Consider the following 20,381-nt stretch of genomic DNA (forward strand, 5'->3'; position numbering starts at 1 on the left):
CGTGACCGAACCGAGCAGGACTCCGCCGATCCTTTCGGTCGAGGACCTCGCGGCCGCCATCGAGGGGTCCGGGAGCTTCCCGGACGTCGAACTGGTCGAGGCCGTGGCGGATCCCAGGGTCGTCGACTTCTACCTGGAGCACTCGACAGGCCATGAGTTCGTCGTCATGCTGCGGGAGGACCGGCGCGAAGCCAGGGTCCTGTTCGAGGAGTACGTGATCGATGTGGTCCCCGTGCACCGGGTCCTTGAGTTCCTGGACCTGATCGTGCGCCGGGAGGTCGCACTCTCGCTCAACCGCTCCCGAACCCTGCTCACCCTCCGGGTCTCCTTGCCCGAGGGCGATTGGGCCGACAGCCGTACCTACACGGACGACCCGACGGACTGGGAGCGGAGCATTCTGGACCGCGACTAGCGATTTCCTTCGGGACGTATCCTGACCTCGGCCGCGGAGAGGATCCTCTCCGCGGCCGAGGTGTGTCCGGCTCCCGGTGATGATGGGGGTGGAAGGGAGTGTCATGGGGAAGTGGACGGCTCCGGGTGTTGCCCGGGCCCTGGCGGCCGGCGTGCTCGGTGAGGGGTTCGTCGTCAGGGGTGGGGTGTGCTCGTTCCAGGGCGGGCTGACGTCGCGGGTGCTCGTCAAGGCGGTCAGGGGAGCGCTTGTGGAACCAGGGCGTGGATGCGTCCGGTTCCCTGCTGTCGAGATCTTTGTCGATGTCTCGGTGGACTATCCGGACCGTGCGGTCGAGAAGTTCGGGCAGTTCGGGTTCTGGGTGCCGTTGCGGAGTGCTCTGCGGGTGGATGCCAAGGGGCGGCCGGAGGGGGCGCAGTACCGGATCGGCGACGTGCGGGACGGCCTGCCCGGGGAGATCGTCGAGGATGTGGGGGAGGCGAGGGGACTCCTCGCCTTGAGCCCCCGGGAGTTGGTCGAGCTCATGTCCGACCCCAATGGTGCGGTCCGGTTCGGGCGGATGAACCTCGGGGTGTACGTGAGGAACCGGGAGAGCCGTCTGGTGAAGGCGTATCTCATGGCGCGGAGGCTCGGTTTGCGGGACTGCGCAGAGCGGATTGTTCAGGAGTACTGCGACCTGAGGGAGCGGAAGCACCTTGCGGCGGAGAGGCAAGAGGTGCTGGACGACTACCGGCGGTCGGGGTTCGACGTCTCCGAGTTGCGCTCCGCATTGGGCGTGGGGAGTCGGGGCTGTACGTTGACGAGTTCGGGTCGCCGTATCTGAGGTGGCGGGTCGGTGGGAAGGGACAGCGATGTTCGGGTGGTGGCGGCGGAAGCCGGAGTGGAGTCGACTGGTCGACATCGACGAGTTCGTCGGCCGGGTGGAGGGCTCGGAGCTCTTCGTCGACGTCGAGGTGCGGGAGATCCTGGAGGCCCCGCGCATCGTCGACCTGTGGACGGACACCTCGGCGGGGCAGGTCGTCGGCATCTCGGTGGCTGAGCACTCGGACACCGTGCGGGTGTTCTGTGACGGATTCGTCTTCGACGAGGTCGAGATCGCGGTCGTCTTCGAGTTCGTCGGCGCCATCGTCGACGGCCGGGCCTGGGCGAAGCTGTCCCGGAACGGCCGCTGGTTGCAGGTGTACGTGCCGACCTCCCGGGGGGTCCGGGAGGAGCCCCGGAGGGTGAACGCCGGGCTGGAGATCTGGGAGCAGGAAGCGATCGCCCACGCCGCGGAGCGCAGGATGAAGGGATGACGGTGCAGGCGGTCTCGTTCCCCTGTGTGCTGGTCGACGATGACGACTGGCTGATTCCCTGCGAGTCCCCGGAGGACGTCCGCCTCGCCTCCGAGCCGGAGTTCGTCAGTGACATCAGGGACGCCTTCGACGCCGGGGGCAGGCCGCTGAGGCTGTTCGCGACCGGGCCGAAGGGGAACGAGGTCGACTTCGAGCTCGCCGGGCCCGCCGACCCCGAGCGGTTCCGGCGGTGTGTGGAGGCGTACTTCCACCACTGGACGGACGCCGCGCCGCCGGTGTTCGCGGGGGATGCGGCGGGGTACGCGGCGGCCGTCGTGGTGGCGGCGCGGGAGACGGCGGTCAGGCGGCGGAAGCGGAAGGGCGACGCGGGCGGCGGTTAGGCCAGGCGGGCGCCGCCGTCGACGTGCAGGACGGTGCCGGTGACGAAGGGGCTGGTCATGGCGAAGTGGACGGCGCGGACCAGGTCTTCGGGGGTGCCGGTGCGGCGGGCGGGGTTGCGGGTGGCGGTGGTGTGGAGGAAGGCGGCCTTGTCGGCGCCGAGGCGGTCCCAGGCGCCGGTGTCGACGATGCCGGGGGAGACGGCGTTGACGCGGACGGGGGCGACCTCGACGGCGAGGGCCTGGACGAGGAAGGCGAGGGCGCCGTTGGTGGTGGCCATCACGGTGCGGGCGGGGGCGGGGCGCCAGGCGGCGACGCCGGAGAAGAAGGTGAAGGAGGCGCCGTCGGGGGTGTCGGTGGCGGCCTGCGGGGCGAGGTGCTTGGCGAGCAGCAGCGGGCCGTAGACCTTGGCGCCGAACGCGCGGTGGATGTCGGCGAGTTCGAGGTCGGCGAGCGGGCCGTTGGCGGGGAGGGCGGCGGTGGAGACCAGGTGGTCGAAGCGGCCGGTGGCGGTGGCGAGGGCGGCGATGGAGGCCTCGTCGGTGAGGTCGACGGGGACGACCTTCGAGGGGCCGGACAGCTCGCCGGCCGTCCACTCCAGCTTGCGCGGGTCGGGGCCGGCGAGGATCAGTTCGGCTCCGGCGGCGGAGGCGGCGTGGGCGAGGGCGCGGCCGGTGTGGGAGCCGGCGCCGACCACGACGACGCGGCGGGAGGCGAGGGGGAGGGGGAGGGGGAGGGACGAGGGGAGATCACTGTTGCTCATGCGGACAAGGCTGCGCTGAGCTGCTGGGATGCGTCCAAGGCTTGTTTCTTGCGAAAGCCATAAACTGCGTGCATGGCAGCAACCCTCCGGCAGTTCGAGTACCTCGTCACCGTCGTCGACACCGGCTCCTTCACCCGCGCCGCCGAGCTGCTGCACGTCACCCAGCCCGCGCTGTCGCACCAGGTGCGGGCGCTGGAGAAGGCGGTGGGCGGGCCATTGCTGGAGCGGCTGCCCCGGGGGGTGCGGCCGACGCCGATGGGGCGGGCGGTGCTGCCGCACGCGCGGGCGGCGCTGGCGGACGCCGGGCGGGTGCGGGCGGCGGCCCGGCAGGCGGCCGGACTGGCGGGCGGGGAGCTGGAGTTGGCGACGGTGTACTCGGTGGGCCTGGGCATCCTGCCGCCGGTGCTGCGGGCGTGGCGGGCGGCGCATCCGGGGGTGCGGATCCGGCTGCGGGAGTTCGCGCACAACGAGGAGCTGCGGGCGGCGATGGCGGCCGGTCAGGCGGATGTGGCGGTGGGGACGCCGCCGGCGGACTGGGAGGGGCCGATCCGGGAGCTGGGGGTGGAGGAGTTCGTGCTGGTTCTGCCCGAAGGCACGGGGGTGACAGGCGGCCGGGTGCCGCTCGCGGACCTGGCCGGGCACGACTGGGTGCACTACGCGCCCGGCAACGGCCTGGCGGACCTGCTGGACGCGGCCTGCGCCGAGGCCGGCTTCCGCCCCAGGGCGGCGGTGCGCACCGAGCAGACGGCGGCGGCGCCGTTGCTCGCGGCGGCGGGGCTGGGGCCGGCGCTGGTGCCGGCGAACATCGTGCCGAACGGGTTCGACGGGCTGGTGCGCAGGCCCGAACCGCCGGTGCGCCGGCCGCTGGTGGCGTACACCCGTACCAGGCCGGACGCGCTGACGGCGGCGTTCGTCGAGCTCCTCTCCCGCCGGGCCTGTCTGCTGCCGGAGCATGTGGCCGGGTTGTTGTCGCACGACCGGGCCTCGTGATCTCTACAGTGCTGTAGATTCATTGGCAGGGAGAGCGACCGAGGAGGGCAATCGTGGGAGTTTCGCTGGCCAAGGGCGGCAATGTCTCGCTCACCAAGGAGGCGCCGGGCCTGACGGCCGTCATCGTCGGACTCGGCTGGGACGTGCGCACCACCACCGGTACCGACTACGACCTGGACGCCAGCGCGCTGCTCTGCAGCGCGCACGGCAAGGTGCTCTCGGACCGGCACTTCGTCTTCTTCAACAACCTGAGCAGCCCGGACGGTTCGGTCGAGCACAGCGGTGACAACCTCACCGGTGGCGGCGACGGCGACGACGAGCAGATCAAGGTCGACCTGGCCGCCGTCCCGGTGGAGGTGGCCAAGGTGGTGTTCCCGGTGTCGATCTACGAAGCCGAGAGCCGCCTCCAGAGCTTCGGCCAGGTGCGCAACGCGTTCATCCGGGTCGTCAACCAGGCCAACGGGCAGGAGATCGCCCGCTACGACCTCTCCGAGGACGCCTCCACCGAGACGGCGATGGTCTTCGGCGAGCTGTACCGCAACGGCGCCGAGTGGAAGTTCCGCGCGATCGGCCAGGGCTACGCCTCCGGCCTGCGCGGCATCGCCATCGACTACGGCGTGAACGTCTGATCCGTAGGTAGGCCCGGAGCGGCGTGGCGGGTCAACGCCCGGTGGCCGACGGCGGGTTCGGCGGGCGGTCGAGTGCCAGGCCGCCGAACCCGCCCGTGCTGCCCAGCTGCCCCCGCCACCACGCGGCCATCCCCGCCGCGTCGATGGCCGACCAGTCCGGCGCGCCGGTGACCTGCGCCCGGCCCAGCCGGCGGCTGAGGTCCACCAGGGCGTGTCCGGCCGCGCCGCGTTCGCGGTCGTAGCCGGGCAGCAGGTCCGCCCAGCCCTCGGCCGCCCGCCAGGCGTCCTCGAAGGCGGAGGCGTCCTGGAGCGCCTTGGCGGCGCCGCTGGTGGTGTGCGGGCGCACGAGCGTGGCGGCGTCGCCGGCGAGCAGCAGACGGCCGGCGGTGCGGCGCGGGGTCTCCAGGTCGTGGATCGGCTGGAGCAGGATCCGTTCGACCGGGGTCAGGTTGACGGCCGCCGCCCAGTACGACGGCAGCACGCGCTCGGCGAGTTCGGCCAGTTCGCCGTGGCGGGCGGTGTCCAGTGAGCCGACCGCGAAGCCGAGCGGGTCGGAGTCCTCGTCGGCGCGCTCCAGCCAGGCGGGCGCGGGGGCGTAGAAGACCCAGTTCACCAGGGTGGAGCCGGGGGCGAGCCCGGGGATGCGGTAGAGCACGACCTGGCCGCCGGGGTAGCAGGCGGTGATCACCTCCTGCTCCGGCCAGCGGGCCGCGCCGCCGGGGAGGGTGTCGAGCAACCGCGCGTCGAAGCTGCCGCGCCAGGCGACGTACCCGGCGTACTCGGAGCGGGCCTCGGGGCAGACGGCGGTGCGCACCACCGAGCGGTGGCCGTCGGCGCCGACCACCAGGTCGTGCTCCTCGCGCCCGCCGGCCGCCGTCTCCACCCAGGCGGGCCCGGCGCAGTCGGTGCCGCCGACCGCCGTGACGGCCGTTCCGGGGCGGAACTCGACGCTGTCCGGGGTGCGTTCGCGCAGGCCCTGCCAGAGCACGCCCCAGTGGTAGGAGTGCATGGCCATCGGCTGCACCCACAGCACCCGTCCGCGCCCCGCGTCGTCCCCGCCGCGCGCCACCCAGTGCCGGGAGGTGACGGGGTGGTGGCGGATGCCGTCGTCGAGGTGCCCGGCCCGGACGAGTTCGTCGTAGCGGTCCAGCAGGATGCACAGGCCCACCCCGCGGTCCTCCAGGTGCCCCGGGCTGCGCTCCAGCACGGTGACCCGCTCGGCGCCGCCCCGGGCCGCCGCCCGCGCGAGCGCGCACCCCGCGATGCTGCCGCCGACCACGGCGACCGATCCACCCCGCACGACCGTCCCCCTCTCGCCGGGACCTCGCCGGCCCCGCGCCGGCCCCTTCGTCGTCCCGTCGGCATCGACGATACGGCGCGCACTGACGATCCGTCAGCGGAAGTCGGACGGTGTTCCCCGGATCACTTATGCAACTCGTTGCATAAGGGGTCGCACGTCCCCTACCGTGGAGTAACCACCAGCCCGTCCAGGAGACGCCGTGATGACGACGACCGCCGGCACCGAAGCCCCGCCCCCGCCCTACCCGCACCTGCTGCGCCCGCTCGACCTCGGCTTCACCACCCTCCCCAACCGCGTGATCATGGGCTCCATGCACGTCGGCCTGGAGGAGGCCCCGGACGGCTTCGAGCGGATGGCCGCCTTCTACGCCGAACGCGCCCGCGGCGGCGTCGGCCTCATCGTCACCGGCGGCATCGCCCCCAACGAGGCCGGCCGCCCCTGGGACGGCGGCGCCATGCTCACCACCGAGGAGGAGGCCGACCGGCACCGCGTCGTCACCGACGCCGTGCACGCCGCCGGCGGCCGGATCGCGCTGCAGATCCTGCACTTCGGCCGCTACGCCTACCACCGGGGCCTGGTCGCCCCCAGCGCCGTCCAGGCCCCGATCAGCCCCTTCCCGCCGCGCGCCCTCACCGCCGACGAGGTCGAGCGGACGATCGACGACTTCGCCCGCTGCGCCGCGCTCGCCCGGCGGGCCGGCTACGACGGCGTCGAAATCATGGGCTCCGAGGGCTACCTGATCAACGAGTTCACCGCCGCCGCCACCAACCACCGCGAGGACGAGTGGGGCGGCCCGTACGAGAACCGGATGCGCTTCCCGGTCGAGATCGTCCGCCGGGTGCGCGAGCGGGTCGGCCCGGACTTCATCCTGGTCTACCGGCTCTCCATGCTCGACCTCGTCCCCGGCGGCTCCACCCTCGACGAGGTGATCCGCCTCGCCAGGGCCGTCGAGGAGGCCGGCGCCACCATCATCAACACCGGCATCGGCTGGCACGAGGCGCGCATCCCCACCATCGCCACCTCGGTGCCGCGCGGCGCCTACGCCTGGGTGACCAAGCGGGTGATGGGCTCGGTCTCGATACCGCTGGTCACCACCAACCGCATCAACACCCCGGAACTGGCCGAGCAACTGCTCGCCGACGGCTGCGCCGACCTCGTCTCGCTCGCCCGCCCGCTGCTCGCCGACCCCGACTTCGTCGCCAAGGCCGCCGAGGGCCGCCCCGAGGCCGTCAACACCTGCATCGGCTGCAACCAGGCCTGCCTCGACCACACCTTCAGCGGGAGGATCACCTCCTGCCTGGTCAACCCGCGCGCCTGCCACGAGACCGAACTCGTCCTCGCCCCCACCCGGCTCGCCAAGCGGATCGGTGTCGTCGGCGCCGGACCGGCCGGCCTCGCCTTCGCCGTCACCGCCGCCGAGCGCGGCCACCGGGTCACCCTGTACGACGCCGCCGACACCATCGGCGGCCAGCTCGACATCGCCCGCCGCATCCCCGGCAAGGAGGAGTTCGCCGAGACCCTGCGCTACTACCGCCACCGCCTCGACACCCTCGGCGTGGACCTGCGGCTCGGCACGCCGGCCGACGCGGACGGCCTCGCCGCCGAGGGCTTCGACGAGGTCGTGCTCGCCACCGGCGTCACCCCGCGCACCCCCGACCCCGCCGACCTGCCCGGCGTCGACCACCCCAGCGTGCTCGGCTACCTCGACGTGCTGCGCGACGGCGCCCACGTCGGCGAGCGGGTGGCCGTCCTCGGCGCCGGCGGCATCGGCTTCGACGTCGCCGAGTACCTCACCGACGCGGGCGACGCGCCGAGCCTCGACCCGGCCGTGCACCGCCGCCACTGGGGCATCGACGGCGAGTACCGCGAGCGCGGCGGCCTCACCCGCCCCGAGCGGCCCGAGCCGCCCCGCCGCGTCCACCTGCTCCAGCGCAAGCCGGGCAAGGTCGGCGGCGGACTCGGCAGGACCACCGGCTGGATCCACCGCACCGAGCTCAAGCACCGCGGCGTCACCATGGTCGCCGGCGCCCGCTATGACCTGATCGACGACGCCGGACTGCACCTCACCCTCGACGGCGAACCGCAACTGCTGCCCGTCGACACCGTGGTGCTCTGCACCGGCCAGGAGCCGCGCCGCGACCTCGACGCCGCGCTGCGCGCCCTCGGCGTCACCCCGCACCTCATCGGCGGCGCCGACGTGGCGGCCGAACTCGACGCCAAGCGCGCCATCAAGCAGGGCACCGAACTGGCCGCCGCCCTCTGAGCGGCCACCCCCGCGTGCGGCGGCGCTCCAGGGGCCCGACCTGGGGCCCGTCCTCGAACCCCCGCCTGCCGGGCGACGCGCCCCCGGCCTTCGGCCGGGAGGCGCCCCCACCTCCGCCTTGCGATGCACGCACCCGGACGCCGCCCGGCCCGCCCTGCGGGCGGACGGCGGGGGTTCGAAGGCGAGCCCTAGGATCGGTGCCATGTCGCTGCCGCACGCCATCCTCACCGCCCTGCTGGAGAAGCCATCCTCCGGTCTGGAGCTGACCAGGCGGTTCGACAAGTCGATCGGCTTCTTCTGGTCCGCCACCCACCAGCAGATCTACCGCGAGCTGAGCCGGCTGGAGGCCGCCGGGCTGATCCGGGCGCTCCCGCAGACCGGGCCGGTGCGCGGACAGAAGAAGGAGTACGAGGTGCTGTCCGGCGGGCGCGCCGAGCTGGAGCGGTGGACGGCCGCCGCCGACGAGCCCCGGCCGATCCGCGATCCGCTGCTGCTGCGGCTGCGCGCCGCCGCGGTGGTCGGCACGGCCGGGCTGGACGTCGAGCTGCGCCGTCACCTCGCCCTGCACCGCGAGCAGTTGGCGCATTACGAGGAGATCGAGCGGCGCGACTTCCCGGCCGGGGCGGAGCTGGACGGCGACCCGCTCCAGCACGCCGTGCTGCGCGCCGGGATCGGCCTGGAGACGTTCTGGGTGAGCTGGCTCGCGGAGACCCTCGACGCGCTGCCCCCGGCCCGCCCCGCCGACTCCGCCTGATCCTCTCAAGACTCCCTCTGACCTGCGGCGATGTCCGCCGGAGGGGCGGGGCCCGGCCGTCGGTGGGAGACTGGACGCCTGTCCCTGTCCGACCTCTCGACCGGGGGCCCGTATGTCCCTCCCGAGGCCTCTCCCCGCCCTCACCGCGGTGGCCGTCGCGACGGCGCTCACCCTTGGCGGCGCCCAGCTCTCCGCCGGTTCGGCACCAGCGCCGGCACCCGCGAACGGCGCCGCGACCGCCGCCGCGAACGCACCCGCGGCCGTCACCCAGCTGCCCACCGACGACGAGCTCAAGGCGGCCCTGCTGACCGCCGCCGAACTCGGCCCCGACTTCACCGATCTGGAGCCGGACACCGAGAGCCCCTCGCCCGAGCCCGGCTCCGGCGCCACCCCGCTGGCCGGCTGCGACGCCCTGCGCGCCCTGCTCAACGGCACCGTGACCGACGACCTGCCCAGCTCCGCCCAGAGCCCCTACCAGGAGGCCCAGTTCGAGGGCCCGGACGGTCACCCGTTCATCCTGGAGTTCCTCACCGCGGCGGAGCCCGACGAGATGGACTCCGACCTCGAAGCCGTCGAATCCGCGTTCACCGAGTGCCCCACCCTCGACATCACCGACGGCGAGGGGGAGAGCGTGACCCTGACCGTCACCCAGGTCACCCTCGGCGACCGCGAGGAGGCCCCGGCCGTCCGCATCGACGGCACCGTCGGCGGCACTCCGCTCTACGGCTACCTCGGCATCGAACGCCTCGGGGACGTCGCGCTCGGTTACGGGTACTTCCAGGAGGGCTCGGACGACGCCGACCTGGCCTCCCTCTACTACCGGGCCGCCGTCGCCAAGGCCGAACGCACCCTCGGCGTCGAGGCCGGCTCCACCGCCGCCCCGGGCGCGGGCGCCTGAGCACGGGCGCGCCCCGGCGGCGCGCCGCAGCCGGAGCCGGCCCGTCAGCGCAGCAGCCACTGCTGGTAGGCGCTCCCGTTGCACTGCCACATGTTGACCTCGCGCCGGCTGCCGTCGCCCGAGAGCCAGTCCTGGAGGCACAGGCCGGTCGCCTTGTTCTTGAAGGCGACGGCGTTGACGCCCTGCGGGACCAGCTCCCACTTCTGGGTGTCCGCGCCGGAGCACTGGCGCTGGATGACGCTGCTGTAGGCGTTCAGGGTGGTCGGTTCGAGACAGAGGAACGAGCTCTGCACCCGGATCTCGGTCCCGCCGACGGCGGCGTCGTCCGTCCAGAACCGCTGGTTCGAGGCGTTCTTGCAGCTGAACTCCTGGAGCAGCGCACCCTCGGCGTTGGAGGAGCCGCGGATGTCGAGGCACTTGCCCTGGACGACGTTGGCGTAGCCGTGCAGCACCGGGGCGGCCTGCGCGGGGGTGGCCAGCACGGCCGCGGCGGCCAGCACGCTGCCGGCCACGACACCGGAGCGGACGAGGGACTGACGGATGGTGGATCGCATGACGGGACGCACTCCTCACCAAGAGACCGGGACGCCGCGGTGGGACGCCCTCGGCGATCAGCATCACCAGTCGGCCCGGTTCGCCCCAAGGCCCTTCGAGGTCCATCGAATTCGGGCGGGGCAATGTCCGGGGCGTGCCACGAACCGGTCAGAGCCGGGCAACGTGCCCGCCGTACCCGGACAGTGCGCTTACGGTGGGCTTACGGCCGCCCGGGGCCGCAGGGATCGGTGGGGGCGAGGCCGGGATGTCGCCGCACCCCGCCGGGAGGCCGACGGAAGGGACCGGATTGCTGCGTATCCACTTCACCCACGACGACCTGACCAGGGTCCGGATCGCGCGGGCACCCGACCCGCTCGCCGAGACGGTCCTGAGCCTGTCCCTGGTACAGGCCCGCGACCTGGGCGGAGTGGCACTGGAGGGGTGGCGCGGAAGGACCCGTAAACGCCTGCGCCCCGAACTGGGCGCGCTGTTCGAACTGGCCACGCCGGCCGGGGCGGTGGAGGCCCCGGAGGCGTTCCTGCACGCCACCACCGACAGCCTGCCGGACAGCCTGGACCACACCTGGTCGCTGCCGCGCCGGCAGTGGGCGGCGGACCTGACCGTCCTGGAGTACCTGCGGCCGAGGACGCCCCGCTGGGTGCGGGAGCTGCACGGCGGCTGCCGGGAGTGGCGCGGGGTGGTCGACCGCAGGCTGCGCGAGTACCACGCGTTCGCGGTCGCCCCCTACTGGTCGCAGCTGACGGCCGCCGCGCACACCGAGCGGACCGCGCGGGCGCTGGCGGTGGCCGACGCCGGGCTGGACGGCCTGCTCGGCTCGCTGCACCCCGACATCCACTGGGCCTCGCCGGTGCTGTCGGTGCCCTGCCCGCTGGAGGCCGACGTGTACCTGCGGGGGACCGGCGTCCTGCTCGTGCCCACCTTCTTCTGGCCCGAGCCGATCGCCATGACGGACAACCGGGGACCGGAGCACCCGCTGGTGCTGCACTACCCGCTGGCCCGTGACCTCGCCACCTACCGGAGCGTCTGGGCCGCGGCCGCCGCCGAGGAGCCGGCCGGAGCGCTCGTCGCCCTGCTCGGCGCCACCCGCGCCCGCGTCCTGCGGGCGGTGGCCGACCCGGCGGGCACCGCCGAACTCGCCCGCCGCACCGGCACCTCCGCCGCGACCGCCAGCCACCACGCCACCGTCCTGCGCACCGCCGGCCTGCTCACCACCGAACGCACCGGCCCCGGCGTCCGCCACGCCCTCACCCCCCTCGGCAAGGCCCTCCTCGACGACCGCCCGCCCGCCGGGCCGGACCCGTCGTGCTAGCGTGCCGCGACCAGGGAGGGGGAGCGATGAGCGACGTGAGCACGGACACGCCCGACCTCGGCAAGCCCGTCCACCAGCCGGGCGACCCGACACCGGTGACCGGCCCCGTGCACGGTCCGGTGCGCGGCTGCCTGAACGCGATCGGGGAGTTCCTGGGGGAGCTGCTCCTGGAGGCGGTCCTCGGCACGCTGCTCACCGTGCTGACCACCGCCTCCCTGGTCGCCGCCTTCGTCCTCGCCGAACTCGCCCACCGCCGCAGCCCCGCGCTCGCCTACGCCCTCGGCGCCGTCGCCGTCCTGGTGACCGTCCTCGGCGTGCGGCAGCTGCGCCGCGCCAGGGAGCGGCGCGGCCGGTTCGGCCGGGTGCTCGCCCGGGTGACCGCCGGGCTCGGCGTCTGGCTGCTGCTCTGCGTCTTCTACGCCTCGCTGAGCGACGCGCTCGACCTGGCCGCCGCCTTCTGAGCGATCCGCCGCTCCAGGCGGGCCCGCCTCTCGGGCCACTCCTCGGCGCGCGGCACCTCGGTGAAGCCGTACGTGCCGCGCTCCTCCTCGGCGGCCGCTTCGAGGCCCGCGCGGTGCCCCGGGCCGAGCGGCTCCAGGCGGACGACCGCGCCCTCCAGCACCGGGGCGTCGAACGGAAAGGACATCAGGCCTCCAACGGGGTGACGGGCAGGGCGCGGACCACAACGGTCACCCGCGCAACTCTGCCCATCGGCAGACCCGTTGGCGAACGGGCTTCTCCTCCGTCACCTCACCGCGTGTGCAGCTCAAGCCCGCTCGCCCCCGGCCGCTCCAGCCCCTCCCGCAGCCGCATGTCCCGCCCGTAGTCGCCGCCGTCCAGCCGCCGGAACGGCACCGGCTGCTCCGTGAACAGCCCGTCCAGCCGCCGCCCGTACGCCTCCGCGACGGCCTCGAACCCCTCCTCCGCCAGGCTCACCGTCCCGTACGCGGCGAACGGTTCGAGCGCCGCCATCCCGGTGAACCAGAGCACGCCGTGCTGCAGCGGGAACAGCACGTCCGCCAGCGGCCCGTGCGCGCCCCGGTCGGAGAACGCCGACTCGCGCGCGCCGACGCTCACCGCCAGCAGCGCCCGCTTGCCGCCGAGCGCCCCCTCGCTGTACGGCGGCGCGAGGGCCGGGCCGTGCGCGAACTCGAAGGTGAGCACCCGGTCGATCCAGCCCTTGAGGATCGCCGGCACCGAGAACCACCAGAGCGGGAACTGGAACACCACCGCGTCCGCCCAGCGCAGCTTCTCCTGCTCGGCCGCGAGCTCCGCCGCCAGCCGCCCGGCGCGGGTGGCCTCGCCCTGGGCGGCGAGCACCTCCAGGCGGGCGCCGGCCGGGTGCTCTGGGAAGTCGTCGGCGCCGAGGGCGGACTGCCACTTCATCGCGTACAGGTCCGAGACCCGCACCTCGTGCCCGGCCGAGCGCAGCCGCTCGACGGCGAAGTCCGCCAACGCGGCGGTGAGGGAGCGGGGTTCGGGGTGGGCGGTGACGATCAGGACGCGCTGGGGGCGCCCCTCGGACGGCTGCTGCGGTGCGTGGCTGCTCATGGCGTCCACCCTCGCCCGCGCCGCGCGCCGCAGCCAGCTCCCTGTTCTTCCGGTGGACTCCCGTTCCTGGTACCGCGAGGGCCACCCATACTGGAGCGCATGGACACCACCACCGCCGCCCGCCCGGCCGAACCCGCGGACCCCGCCGCCCGTTCCGTCGACCCCCGGCACGCCCTGGGCGAGTTCCTGCGTGCCCGCCGCGGCCGGGTCGCCCCCGAGCGGGTGGGGCTGGCGGGCGGTGGCCGGCGGCGGGTGCGCGGGCTGCGCCGCGAGGAGCTGGCGCAGCTGGCGGGGATCAGCGTCGACTACTACGTCCGCCTGGAGCAGGGCCGCTCCACCCAGCCGTCCGGTGAGGTGCTGGACGCGCTGGCGCGCACCCTGGGCCTGGACGAGGCCGAGCGCCTCCACCTGACCACGCTGGCCTGCGGCCGCCGGGTGCCGCTGCCCACGCCCCGGGTGGGCCCGGTACTGCGCCGGATGCTGGACGCCCTGGGCGAGGCGCTGCCCGCCTTCGTCACCGACCACCGCCTCGACGTGGTGGCCTGGAACCCGCTGGGCTCCGAACTGCTCGGCGGCGCCGGGGACCCGGCCCGCCGTGACCGCAACCAGGCCCGCTTCCTCTTCCTGGACGACGCCGCCCGCACCGTCCACCCCGACTGGGCGGCCCGCGCGGCCGAGGCCGTCGGCCAGCTGCGGGTGGCGTCCGGCACCTGGCCGGAGGACGCCGAGCTGACCGCGCTGATCGCCGAACTCTGCGCCATCAGTGCGGAGTTCCGCCGGATCTGGGACTCCGGTGAGGTGGTGATGTGCGCGGCGGGCCGCAAGCGCCTGCACCACCCGCTCACCGGCGTCCTCACCCTGGACTTCGAGGCCCTCCACCTGCCGGACGCCCCCGGCGCGACGGGCCTGCTGCTGCACGTCTTCTCCCCGGGCGAGGACACCGCCGCCGCCGAGGCCCTGGCCCGCCTCGCCGACCTCGTCCGGCCGTAGCGCCGCCCCGCGCGCCCCGCGCGCCCCGCGCGCCCCGCGCGCCCCGCGCGCCCCGCGCGCCCCGCCCGCCCCGCCGCCCGCTGCCATGATGGCGCGATGGACAACAGCGAGCGACGCAACGTCGGTTCGGGCTCCCCGCTGAAGCCGCGGATCGGATTCTCGCGGGCGGTGCGCAAGGGCGCGCACGTCGCCGTCGCCGGGACGGCCCCGATCGGGGACGACGGCACGACGGTCGGGGTGGGCGACGTGTACGCCCAGACCGTCCGCTGCCTGGACATCGCGGAGGCGGCGCTGAAGGAGGCGGGCGCGGAGCCGTCCGACGTCGTCCGGACGCGGATCATGCTCACCGACGTCACCACCTGGCGCGAGGCCGCCCGCGCCCACGGTGAGCGCTTCTCCGCCGTCCGGCCGGTCACCACCTTCGTCGGGGTGTCCCGCTTCATCGACCCGCAGTGGCTCGTCGAGATCGAGGTCGACGCGATCCTCACCCGGGGCCCGGCGGCTCCCTGACCCCGCGCGCGGTCGCGCCCCGCGCCCCCCGCCAGCCCCGCTGCGCGCCCCCGTGCGCCCCGGGTGGGTCCCCTCTGTGTGGCGGGGGAGGTCCTTGGGGCAGGATCAGTGCGATCGGAACGGGCGGGTGCGGAGGAGGCGCGGGGTGCGGCGGCACGGGGCGGGAGCGGTGGTGGCGGTGACCGTGGTGGCGTTGGTCGGCTGCGGCGGCCCGCAACCCGAGCAGGAGGAGCTGATCGCCGTCCGGGTGGACGGCGGCCGGATGGTCGTCCGCACCGGCCTGTGCCCCGGCGAGCGCCTGCACGCCGTCCGCGTCAAGGTCTTCCCCGGCTCCGAGAAGCTGGAGGTCCACCCGCGCGAGGGCCGCTCCGCCGCGAACGCGCTGGAGACCGTCGACCTCGGCGCCCTCCCGCCCGGCTGGACGTCCTCCGGCCAACTCACCGGGGGCATCAGCGCCGACAAGCGCTACACCGTCGAGGTGGCCCGCGACCGCGCGCTCACCGTGACCGTCCCCGGCGGCGTGCTGCTCGCCCTGCCCGCCGGCAAGTGGGCGGCCGGCGGCTGGGACTGGGAGTACAAGGTGCTCGGCGCCAAGGAGTTCGACAAGCGCCGCAAGGCCTCCTGCCAGGACGGCTCCTGAGCCCCAGGAAACCCACTTGACCTGCGAGGATGGACGCCGGTCCGCCACCGCGGCGGCCCGGCGTCGACGCGTGAGGGAGCAGCGAGGGTGTCAGAACACGGACTACGGACCGGCGGCCCGGTCGAGCGGATGGAACGCCACCAGGTGGCCGTCTACCTCGCCGCGATGGCCCTCGGCGGCCTGATCGGCCTGCTCGCCCCCGGCGCGGGCCCCGGCCTGGAGCACGCCGTCAACCCCGTGCTCGGCGCGCTGCTGTTCGTCACCTTCCTCCAGGTCCCCGCCGCCGAACTGCTGCGCTCGCTGCGCGACACCCGCTTCCTCACCGCCGCGCTGACGGTGAACTTCGCCGTCGTCCCCCTCGTGGTGGCCGCGATGTTCACCTTCCTGCCGGACGACCGGGCCGTCCGCATCGGGGTGCTGTTGGTGCTGCTCTGCCCGTGCGTGGACTACGTCATCGTCTTCTCCGGCCTGGCCGGCGGCTCCAGCCGCCGCCTGCTCGCCGCCACCCCGCTGCTGCTGGTGGCGCAGATGCTGCTGCTCCCGGTGTACCTCTACCTGTTCCTGGGCCCGGAGCTGTCCGACATCGTCGAGGCCGGGCCGTTCGTGCGGGCGTTCCTCACCCTGATCGTCGTCCCGCTGGCCCTCGCCTGGCTGCTCCAGGCCTGGGCGGCGCGCGGCCCGTCCGGCCGCCGGGTCGCGGCCGCCGCGACGACGACGATGGTGCCGCTGATGGCCGCGACCCTGCTGACCGTGGTCGCCTCGCAGGTCCCCAGGCTGGGCGACAGCCTCGGCGACGTCGCCGGGGTGGTCCCGTTCTACGTGCTGTTCCTGGTGGTGATGGCGTTCGCCGGGAAGGCCGTCGCCCGCCTCTTCCGGCTCGGCACCGGCGCCGCCCGGGCGATCGTCTTCACCGGGGCGACCCGCAACTCCCTGGTCGTCCTCCCGCTCGCCCTCGCCCTGCCGGACGCGTTCTCCGTGGCGGCGGCCGTCGTGGTCACGCAGACCCTGGTCGAGGTGCTCGGCATGGTTGCCTACGTCCGCTTCGTTCCCCGCCTGGTTCCGGCCAGTTAGTACTCCGATACGGCCGGTCGCCCATATGCTCTCAACCAGTTCAGCACTAACGGGACGACCGTCTCACGGTTCGACAAGTACCCTGCCACGGAGGTCGATTCGCATGCCGCACATCGCCGTCCCCCAGCAGCGCCCCGGTATCCGGGGTCTGATGGACAGCAAGCCCGCCTCGGGCCGCGCACTCAGTGAGCTCGCGGAGCAGCTGCTCCGCGGCGAGTCCCCGCTCACCGTGGGCGAGCGCGAGCTGATCGCCGCGTTCGTCTCGGCCCGCAACGAGACCCGCTACTGCACCGGTTCGCACAGCGCGGCCGCCGCCCACACGCTGAGCGGGGGCGACTACACCGTGGTCGACGCCGTCAAGCGCGACCTGGCGACCGCACCGGTCAGCGACCGGATGCGCGCGCTGCTGGAGATCGCGGGCCAGGTCCAGATCAGCGGCCTGGCCGTCACCGAGGAGCACATCGCCGCCGCCCGCGCGGCGGGCGCCGACGACGAGTCCATCCACGACACCGTGCTGGTCGCCGCCTCGTTCTGTATGTTCAACCGCTACGTCGACGGCCTCGCCGCGATCACGCCCGACGACCCCGCGGTGTACGACGAGATCGGCGAGCGCCTCGCCGCCAAGGGCTACCTGCCCTGACCCCCGCACCACCAGGGCCCCGGCCGGTCACCGCGACCGGCCGGGGCCCGGCGCGTGCCCGGGGCAGTGGCCCGTTCGAGCGGAGCCCGGCCGGGAGGGTCCACCGATCGGCCGCCCAGCACATCCCCGCCCGGGCGCGGGGGCCTTCCACTGGAGGAAACACCCCCACCGAGAGGCCCCACCATGGACAACCCGCGCCACCACCTCCCCGGCCGGCTGCTCGGCCCCGCCGCCGTCGGCTGTCTCGTCCTCCAGTTACTGGCGACCGCCACCCCGGCGCAGGCCTTCATCACGGCCAACCACACCAAGGTGACGCTGGACGCCGTGACGTTCGAGACCGCCACCCGCGAGCAGGTCACGCGCGCGGTCAACGTCAGCGACAAGAAGCCCTGGGGGGACGACTCCAAGGCGCACTGCGACAACGCCGACTACCTGACCGACGCGGACAACGGCGGCAAGGCGTACCCGCGCACCCGCATGCGGGCCTTCCGCGAGCTCCAGAACTGCGCGCAGTACTCGTACGACAACTTCGTCCGGGCCCTCTCGGCGGCGGACGGCGTCGTGGACGCGGCCGGGGCACCGGTGCAGGCCCAGGTCGAGGACCGGGCGTGCAAGCTCGACGAGGGGCCGGACTTCAAGAAGTGCGAGGTCCTCGACGGCCTCGGCCGGTCCTGGCACGCGATCGAGGACTTCTATGCGCACAGCAACTACGCCGACAAGCACGACCAGGGCCAGAACGTCAGCCACCTCAACCCCCCTGGCCTCGCCCAGCTCGCGCCGGCGCCGATCTTCGACATGGCCGCCTACCGGAAGGACTGGTCCAGCCTCAACGTCCTCGCCGACTTCTCCAAGCGACTGGACGCCCGCCTCATCACCGGCTGCTACCACAACGACGAGGACTCCCAGGGCGACCGCAACAACGACTGCGAGCACGGCTCCCCGCGCGTGACCCACCAGGACGGCCAGAAGGGCTCGCAGTACCTGGGCAACGGCATCGGCCTGGCCAAGGACAGCACCGGCTTCCGGCGGGCCCAGCTGACCTTCTCGCCGGGGAAGAGCAACTTCACGCAGGTGATGGAGCAGGCGACCGCGGAGATCAAGCACCAGTGGCAGTTGTTCCAGGACGCCCTGGTGAGCGAGTACGGCCGGACCCGCGCGGACGGGATGGTCAAGGCCCTCACCACCGACCACCCGGCCGCCGGGTAGACGCCCGCCGGGTAGGCGTCCGGGGCGGCCACCAGGGCCTGCCGTGCGTGCGGGCAAGTCCGGGTGGTCGGTGGGGCATTCCCTCCGGGCTGCTCGGGCTGTGCCCGGCGGTCCGGCTGACGGGGCCGCGCGGCGGCGGCACGCTGTCCCGGGAGGGCCTTCGCGCCGCCTGCCGCACCGGTGGGCGGGCCGGTCCGCTGCCCGGAGGTGGGTCATGGGGATGAAGAGGTTAGGGAAGACCGCAGCGTCGGCGGCCGTGGTCGCCGCCACGCTGGTGGGGTCCATCGCCGTGACGGCGGGCACCGCCCAGGCCGCCTGGGCGGACTCGACGGTGAAGAGCCAGTGCAACAAGCCGGCGGTGACGTCCGAGGACTGGACCGGCTGGCCCGGTGCCAAGTTCCTCTGCGGCGGCGGCTACGGCGACACCATCCCCGTCTACCACTTCGACGACGGCACGACCCAGTCGTTCTTCATCGGCACGGACTACGCGCTCTGGACCACCTGGACGACGCCGACCGGCAGCAAGAGCCCCACGGTCTCGCTGGGCGGTGCGTCCCTGTCCGACCCGACCATCGTCAACCACGACGGCGGCTACCTGAAGGTGAGGGTGCTCGGCACGGACGGCAAGGACTGGTACATCGAGCGCAACTCGTCGGGGAACTGGAGCCCCTGGCACAAGTAGGCCCTCCCATGGTCGCCCCGGCCGGACGGAGGGGCGCGCGGGTGCGCTCAGGATGCACCCGGCTCCGTCCGGCCGGGGTCCCCGCCCTCACGGTCCTCCCCGTCCCCGCCGACGGCCGCCAGCAGGTTGGCCACCAGGGGGCTGCGGTCCTCCCGGCGCCAGGCGACCGCGACCAGGGTGCGCACGGAGCGCGGTTCGACGGGCCGGAAGGCGACCTCCCGCAGCCCGAGGCGCCGGATGCCCGCCGGGGCCAGGGACACCCCGAGGCCCGCGCCGACCAGCGCGCACACCGTCTGCCACTCCACCGCGTGCTGCACGATGCGCGGCGCGAACCCGGCCGTCCCGCACAGCTCCGTGATCCGGTCGTACAGCCGTGGCCCGACGGGCCGGGGAAGCAGCACGAACGGCTCGTCCGCCAACTCGGCCACGTCCACCGTCCGTCGGCCCGCCAGCGGGTGCCCCGCCGGGAGCACGGCGAGGAACGGCTCGGTGAGCACCGTCCGGAAGCCGAGCGGCCCCGCCCCGTCGTCGTCCGGGGGCTCGCGCAGCAGCCCGACGTCGATCGTGCGCTCGCGCAGGGCGTCGAGCTGCGGGGCGGTGGTCATCTCGCACAGGTCCAGGTCCACGTCCGGGTAGCGCTCGCGGAAGGTGCCGAGCACCCCCGGCAGGACGGTCAGCGCGAGCGAGGCCGAGAACCCGATCCGCAGCCGTCCCGCCCGCCCGCTGCCCACCGCCCGGGCGGCGGCCAGCCCGTCGGCGAGGTCCGCGAGCGCCCGCCGCGCCGCCGGCAGCAGCTCCCGACCGGCCGGGGTGAGCGCGACCCGCCCCGGCTCGCGCACGAACAGCGGGTGCCCGACCTTCGCCTCCAGCCGGGCTATCTGCTGGCTCAGCGGGGGCTGGGCGATACCGAGGCGGGCTGCGGCGTGACCGAAGTGGAGTTCCTCGGCGAGGACAGTGAATGCGTGCAACTGGGGGAGCGGGAGTTCGGGGCGGCTCATATTCCTAGAGATATCAGGCGATGGTTTTCCGGGTATTAGACGTATCGCCGCAGCTCGCTTAGCGTTCGCCGCATGACAGAGCGACGCGCCATTCTCAGCGGTTCGACCTTCGAGGAACAGATCGGCTACGCGCGGGCGGTGGTCCTCGGCGATTGGGTGCACGTCTCCGGCACCACCGGATTCGACTACCGGACGATGACGATCTCCGACGACGTGGTGGAACAGGCCGAGCAGTGCCTGCGCAACATCGGCGCGGCCCTGGCCGAGGCCGGCTGCACCTTCGCCGACGTGGTGAGGGTGCGCTACCTGCTGCCGGAGCGTGCGGACTTCGAGCCCTGCTGGCCGGTGCTGCGCCGGTACTTCGGGGAGGTGCGGCCCGCCGCCACGATGATGGTGTGCGGCCTCGCCGACCCCCGGATGCGGATCGAGATCGAGGTCGATGCTCGGAGTGGGAAGTCGGAGGGGCCGACTTCCTGCGCGGGGTGATGTCGTCTTCGGGCGAGTTCGATCACTTTCTGTCCAGGTGTGGCAACCACGCCCGACCGGAGGG

At 73.8% G+C, this 20,381-nt stretch carries 25 protein-coding genes; 19 read left to right on the plus strand and 6 right to left on the minus strand.

The genetic code is table 11. The features are described from left to right. Position 1 precedes the first annotated feature (1 nt). The 4 genes from ACFZBX_RS21835 (at position 2) to ACFZBX_RS21850 (ending at position 2,084) form a co-directional block, all read left to right on the plus strand. Complete coding sequence (locus ACFZBX_RS21835) at positions 2-412, plus strand: hypothetical protein (RefSeq protein WP_391535427.1); 411 nt, start codon at positions 2-4, stop codon at positions 410-412. Between the two features lie 103 nt (positions 413-515). After that, a complete protein-coding gene (locus ACFZBX_RS21840; RefSeq protein WP_391535428.1) occupies positions 516-1,232 on the plus strand; it encodes a hypothetical protein in 717 nt (238 codons plus the stop codon). 28 nt (positions 1,233-1,260) lie between these two features. Further along, positions 1,261-1,704 (plus strand): hypothetical protein, encoded by a 444-nt coding sequence (locus tag ACFZBX_RS21845; RefSeq protein ID WP_391535429.1) that lies wholly within the window; start codon positions 1,261-1,263, stop codon positions 1,702-1,704. Next, positions 1,701-2,084, plus strand: coding sequence for a hypothetical protein (locus ACFZBX_RS21850; protein ID WP_391535430.1), 384 nt, complete (start codon positions 1,701-1,703; stop codon positions 2,082-2,084). The genes ACFZBX_RS21845 and ACFZBX_RS21850 overlap by 4 nt, the downstream gene beginning before the upstream one ends. Here the strand turns inward: ACFZBX_RS21850 and ACFZBX_RS21855 are convergent. After that, positions 2,081-2,845, minus strand: coding sequence for an SDR family oxidoreductase (locus tag ACFZBX_RS21855; protein WP_391535431.1), 765 nt, complete (start codon positions 2,843-2,845; stop codon positions 2,081-2,083). The genes ACFZBX_RS21850 and ACFZBX_RS21855 overlap by 4 nt on opposite strands. Before the next feature lie 72 nt (positions 2,846-2,917). Here ACFZBX_RS21855 and ACFZBX_RS21860 point away from each other — a divergent pair, with 72 nt between their 5' ends. Together ACFZBX_RS21860 and ACFZBX_RS21865 are read left to right on the plus strand one after the other, a co-directional pair. Next, entirely contained in the window at positions 2,918-3,835 is a 918-nt protein-coding gene (locus ACFZBX_RS21860) for a LysR family transcriptional regulator (protein ID WP_391535432.1), read from the plus strand. Positions 3,836-3,888: 53 nt separating this feature from the next. Beyond that, complete coding sequence (locus tag ACFZBX_RS21865) at positions 3,889-4,464, plus strand: TerD family protein (protein ID WP_391535433.1); 576 nt, start codon at positions 3,889-3,891, stop codon at positions 4,462-4,464. Positions 4,465-4,495: 31 nt separating this feature from the next. On the opposite strand, the gene ACFZBX_RS21870 is transcribed toward ACFZBX_RS21865, so the two are convergent. Then, positions 4,496-5,764: an FAD-dependent monooxygenase gene (locus tag ACFZBX_RS21870; RefSeq protein WP_391535434.1), complete on the minus strand. Its 1,269-nt coding sequence runs from the start codon at positions 5,762-5,764 to the stop codon at positions 4,496-4,498. 202 nt (positions 5,765-5,966) lie between these two features. Between ACFZBX_RS21870 and ACFZBX_RS21875 the strand changes: the two genes are divergently transcribed. From ACFZBX_RS21875 to ACFZBX_RS21885, 3 genes are all read left to right on the plus strand, one after another. Next, a complete protein-coding gene (locus tag ACFZBX_RS21875; RefSeq protein ID WP_391535435.1) occupies positions 5,967-8,027 on the plus strand; it encodes an FAD-dependent oxidoreductase in 2,061 nt (686 codons plus the stop codon). Between the two features lie 202 nt (positions 8,028-8,229). Beyond that, the gene (locus tag ACFZBX_RS21880) at positions 8,230-8,781 is read left to right on the plus strand and encodes a PadR family transcriptional regulator (protein ID WP_391535436.1); all 552 of its coding nucleotides are present in this window, start codon (positions 8,230-8,232) and stop codon (positions 8,779-8,781) included. A gap of 112 nt (positions 8,782-8,893) precedes the next feature. After that, complete coding sequence (locus ACFZBX_RS21885; protein WP_391535437.1) at positions 8,894-9,679, plus strand: hypothetical protein; 786 nt, start codon at positions 8,894-8,896, stop codon at positions 9,677-9,679. Between the two features lie 44 nt (positions 9,680-9,723). On the opposite strand, the gene ACFZBX_RS21890 is transcribed toward ACFZBX_RS21885, so the two are convergent. Continuing rightward, positions 9,724-10,233: an RICIN domain-containing protein gene (locus ACFZBX_RS21890; protein WP_391535438.1), complete on the minus strand. Its 510-nt coding sequence runs from the start codon at positions 10,231-10,233 to the stop codon at positions 9,724-9,726. Positions 10,234-10,520: 287 nt separating this feature from the next. Between ACFZBX_RS21890 and ACFZBX_RS21895 the strand changes: the two genes are divergently transcribed. Together ACFZBX_RS21895 and ACFZBX_RS21900 are read left to right on the plus strand one after the other, a co-directional pair. Beyond that, on the plus strand, positions 10,521-11,543 hold the full coding sequence (locus ACFZBX_RS21895; protein WP_391535439.1) for a winged helix-turn-helix domain-containing protein: 1,023 nt from the start codon (positions 10,521-10,523) through the stop codon (positions 11,541-11,543). Positions 11,544-11,569: 26 nt separating this feature from the next. Next, entirely contained in the window at positions 11,570-12,004 is a 435-nt protein-coding gene (locus ACFZBX_RS21900; RefSeq protein WP_391535440.1) for a hypothetical protein, read from the plus strand. On the opposite strand, the gene ACFZBX_RS21905 is transcribed toward ACFZBX_RS21900, so the two are convergent. Together ACFZBX_RS21905 and ACFZBX_RS21910 are read right to left on the minus strand one after the other, a co-directional pair. Beyond that, positions 11,959-12,189 carry a hypothetical protein gene (locus ACFZBX_RS21905; protein WP_391535441.1) on the minus strand — a complete coding sequence of 77 codons (231 nt, stop codon included), beginning with the start codon at positions 12,187-12,189 and terminating at the stop codon, positions 11,959-11,961. The genes ACFZBX_RS21900 and ACFZBX_RS21905 overlap by 46 nt on opposite strands. Positions 12,190-12,293: 104 nt before the next feature. After that, complete coding sequence (locus ACFZBX_RS21910; protein ID WP_391535442.1) at positions 12,294-13,094, minus strand: NAD(P)H-dependent oxidoreductase; 801 nt, start codon at positions 13,092-13,094, stop codon at positions 12,294-12,296. 99 nt (positions 13,095-13,193) lie between these two features. Between ACFZBX_RS21910 and ACFZBX_RS21915 the strand changes: the two genes are divergently transcribed. The 7 genes from ACFZBX_RS21915 (at position 13,194) to ACFZBX_RS21945 (ending at position 18,833) form a co-directional block, all read left to right on the plus strand. Continuing rightward, on the plus strand, positions 13,194-14,084 hold the full coding sequence (locus ACFZBX_RS21915) for a helix-turn-helix domain-containing protein (RefSeq protein WP_391535443.1): 891 nt from the start codon (positions 13,194-13,196) through the stop codon (positions 14,082-14,084). A gap of 96 nt (positions 14,085-14,180) precedes the next feature. Further along, complete coding sequence (locus ACFZBX_RS21920; protein ID WP_391535444.1) at positions 14,181-14,594, plus strand: RidA family protein; 414 nt, start codon at positions 14,181-14,183, stop codon at positions 14,592-14,594. Positions 14,595-14,739: 145 nt separating this feature from the next. Continuing rightward, positions 14,740-15,234, plus strand: a complete 495-nt coding sequence (locus ACFZBX_RS21925; protein ID WP_391535445.1) for a hypothetical protein — start codon at positions 14,740-14,742, stop codon at positions 15,232-15,234. Between the two features lie 129 nt (positions 15,235-15,363). Continuing rightward, positions 15,364-16,305, plus strand: a complete 942-nt coding sequence (locus tag ACFZBX_RS21930) for an arsenic resistance protein (RefSeq protein WP_391535532.1) — start codon at positions 15,364-15,366, stop codon at positions 16,303-16,305. Between the two features lie 103 nt (positions 16,306-16,408). Further along, positions 16,409-16,945, plus strand: coding sequence for a carboxymuconolactone decarboxylase family protein (locus ACFZBX_RS21935; protein ID WP_391535446.1), 537 nt, complete (start codon positions 16,409-16,411; stop codon positions 16,943-16,945). A gap of 183 nt (positions 16,946-17,128) precedes the next feature. Further along, positions 17,129-18,151 (plus strand): hypothetical protein, encoded by a 1,023-nt coding sequence (locus tag ACFZBX_RS21940; RefSeq protein WP_391535447.1) that lies wholly within the window; start codon positions 17,129-17,131, stop codon positions 18,149-18,151. A 214-nt stretch (positions 18,152-18,365) separates the two neighbouring features. After that, positions 18,366-18,833 (plus strand): hypothetical protein, encoded by a 468-nt coding sequence (locus ACFZBX_RS21945; protein WP_391535448.1) that lies wholly within the window; start codon positions 18,366-18,368, stop codon positions 18,831-18,833. A gap of 47 nt (positions 18,834-18,880) precedes the next feature. Here the strand turns inward: ACFZBX_RS21945 and ACFZBX_RS21950 are convergent, their stop codons facing one another. Continuing rightward, on the minus strand, positions 18,881-19,831 hold the full coding sequence (locus tag ACFZBX_RS21950) for a LysR family transcriptional regulator (RefSeq protein ID WP_391535449.1): 951 nt from the start codon (positions 19,829-19,831) through the stop codon (positions 18,881-18,883). A 72-nt stretch (positions 19,832-19,903) separates the two neighbouring features. On the opposite strand from ACFZBX_RS21950, the gene ACFZBX_RS21955 reads away from it, so the two are divergent. Next, positions 19,904-20,317 carry a RidA family protein gene (locus ACFZBX_RS21955; RefSeq protein ID WP_391535450.1) on the plus strand — a complete coding sequence of 138 codons (414 nt, stop codon included), beginning with the start codon at positions 19,904-19,906 and terminating at the stop codon, positions 20,315-20,317. Positions 20,318-20,381: the final 64 nt, after the last annotated feature.

Origin of the sequence: Kitasatospora sp. NPDC008115 (genome assembly GCF_042957205.1) — a bacterium.
Lineage (GTDB): Bacteria > Actinomycetota > Actinomycetes > Streptomycetales > Streptomycetaceae > Kitasatospora.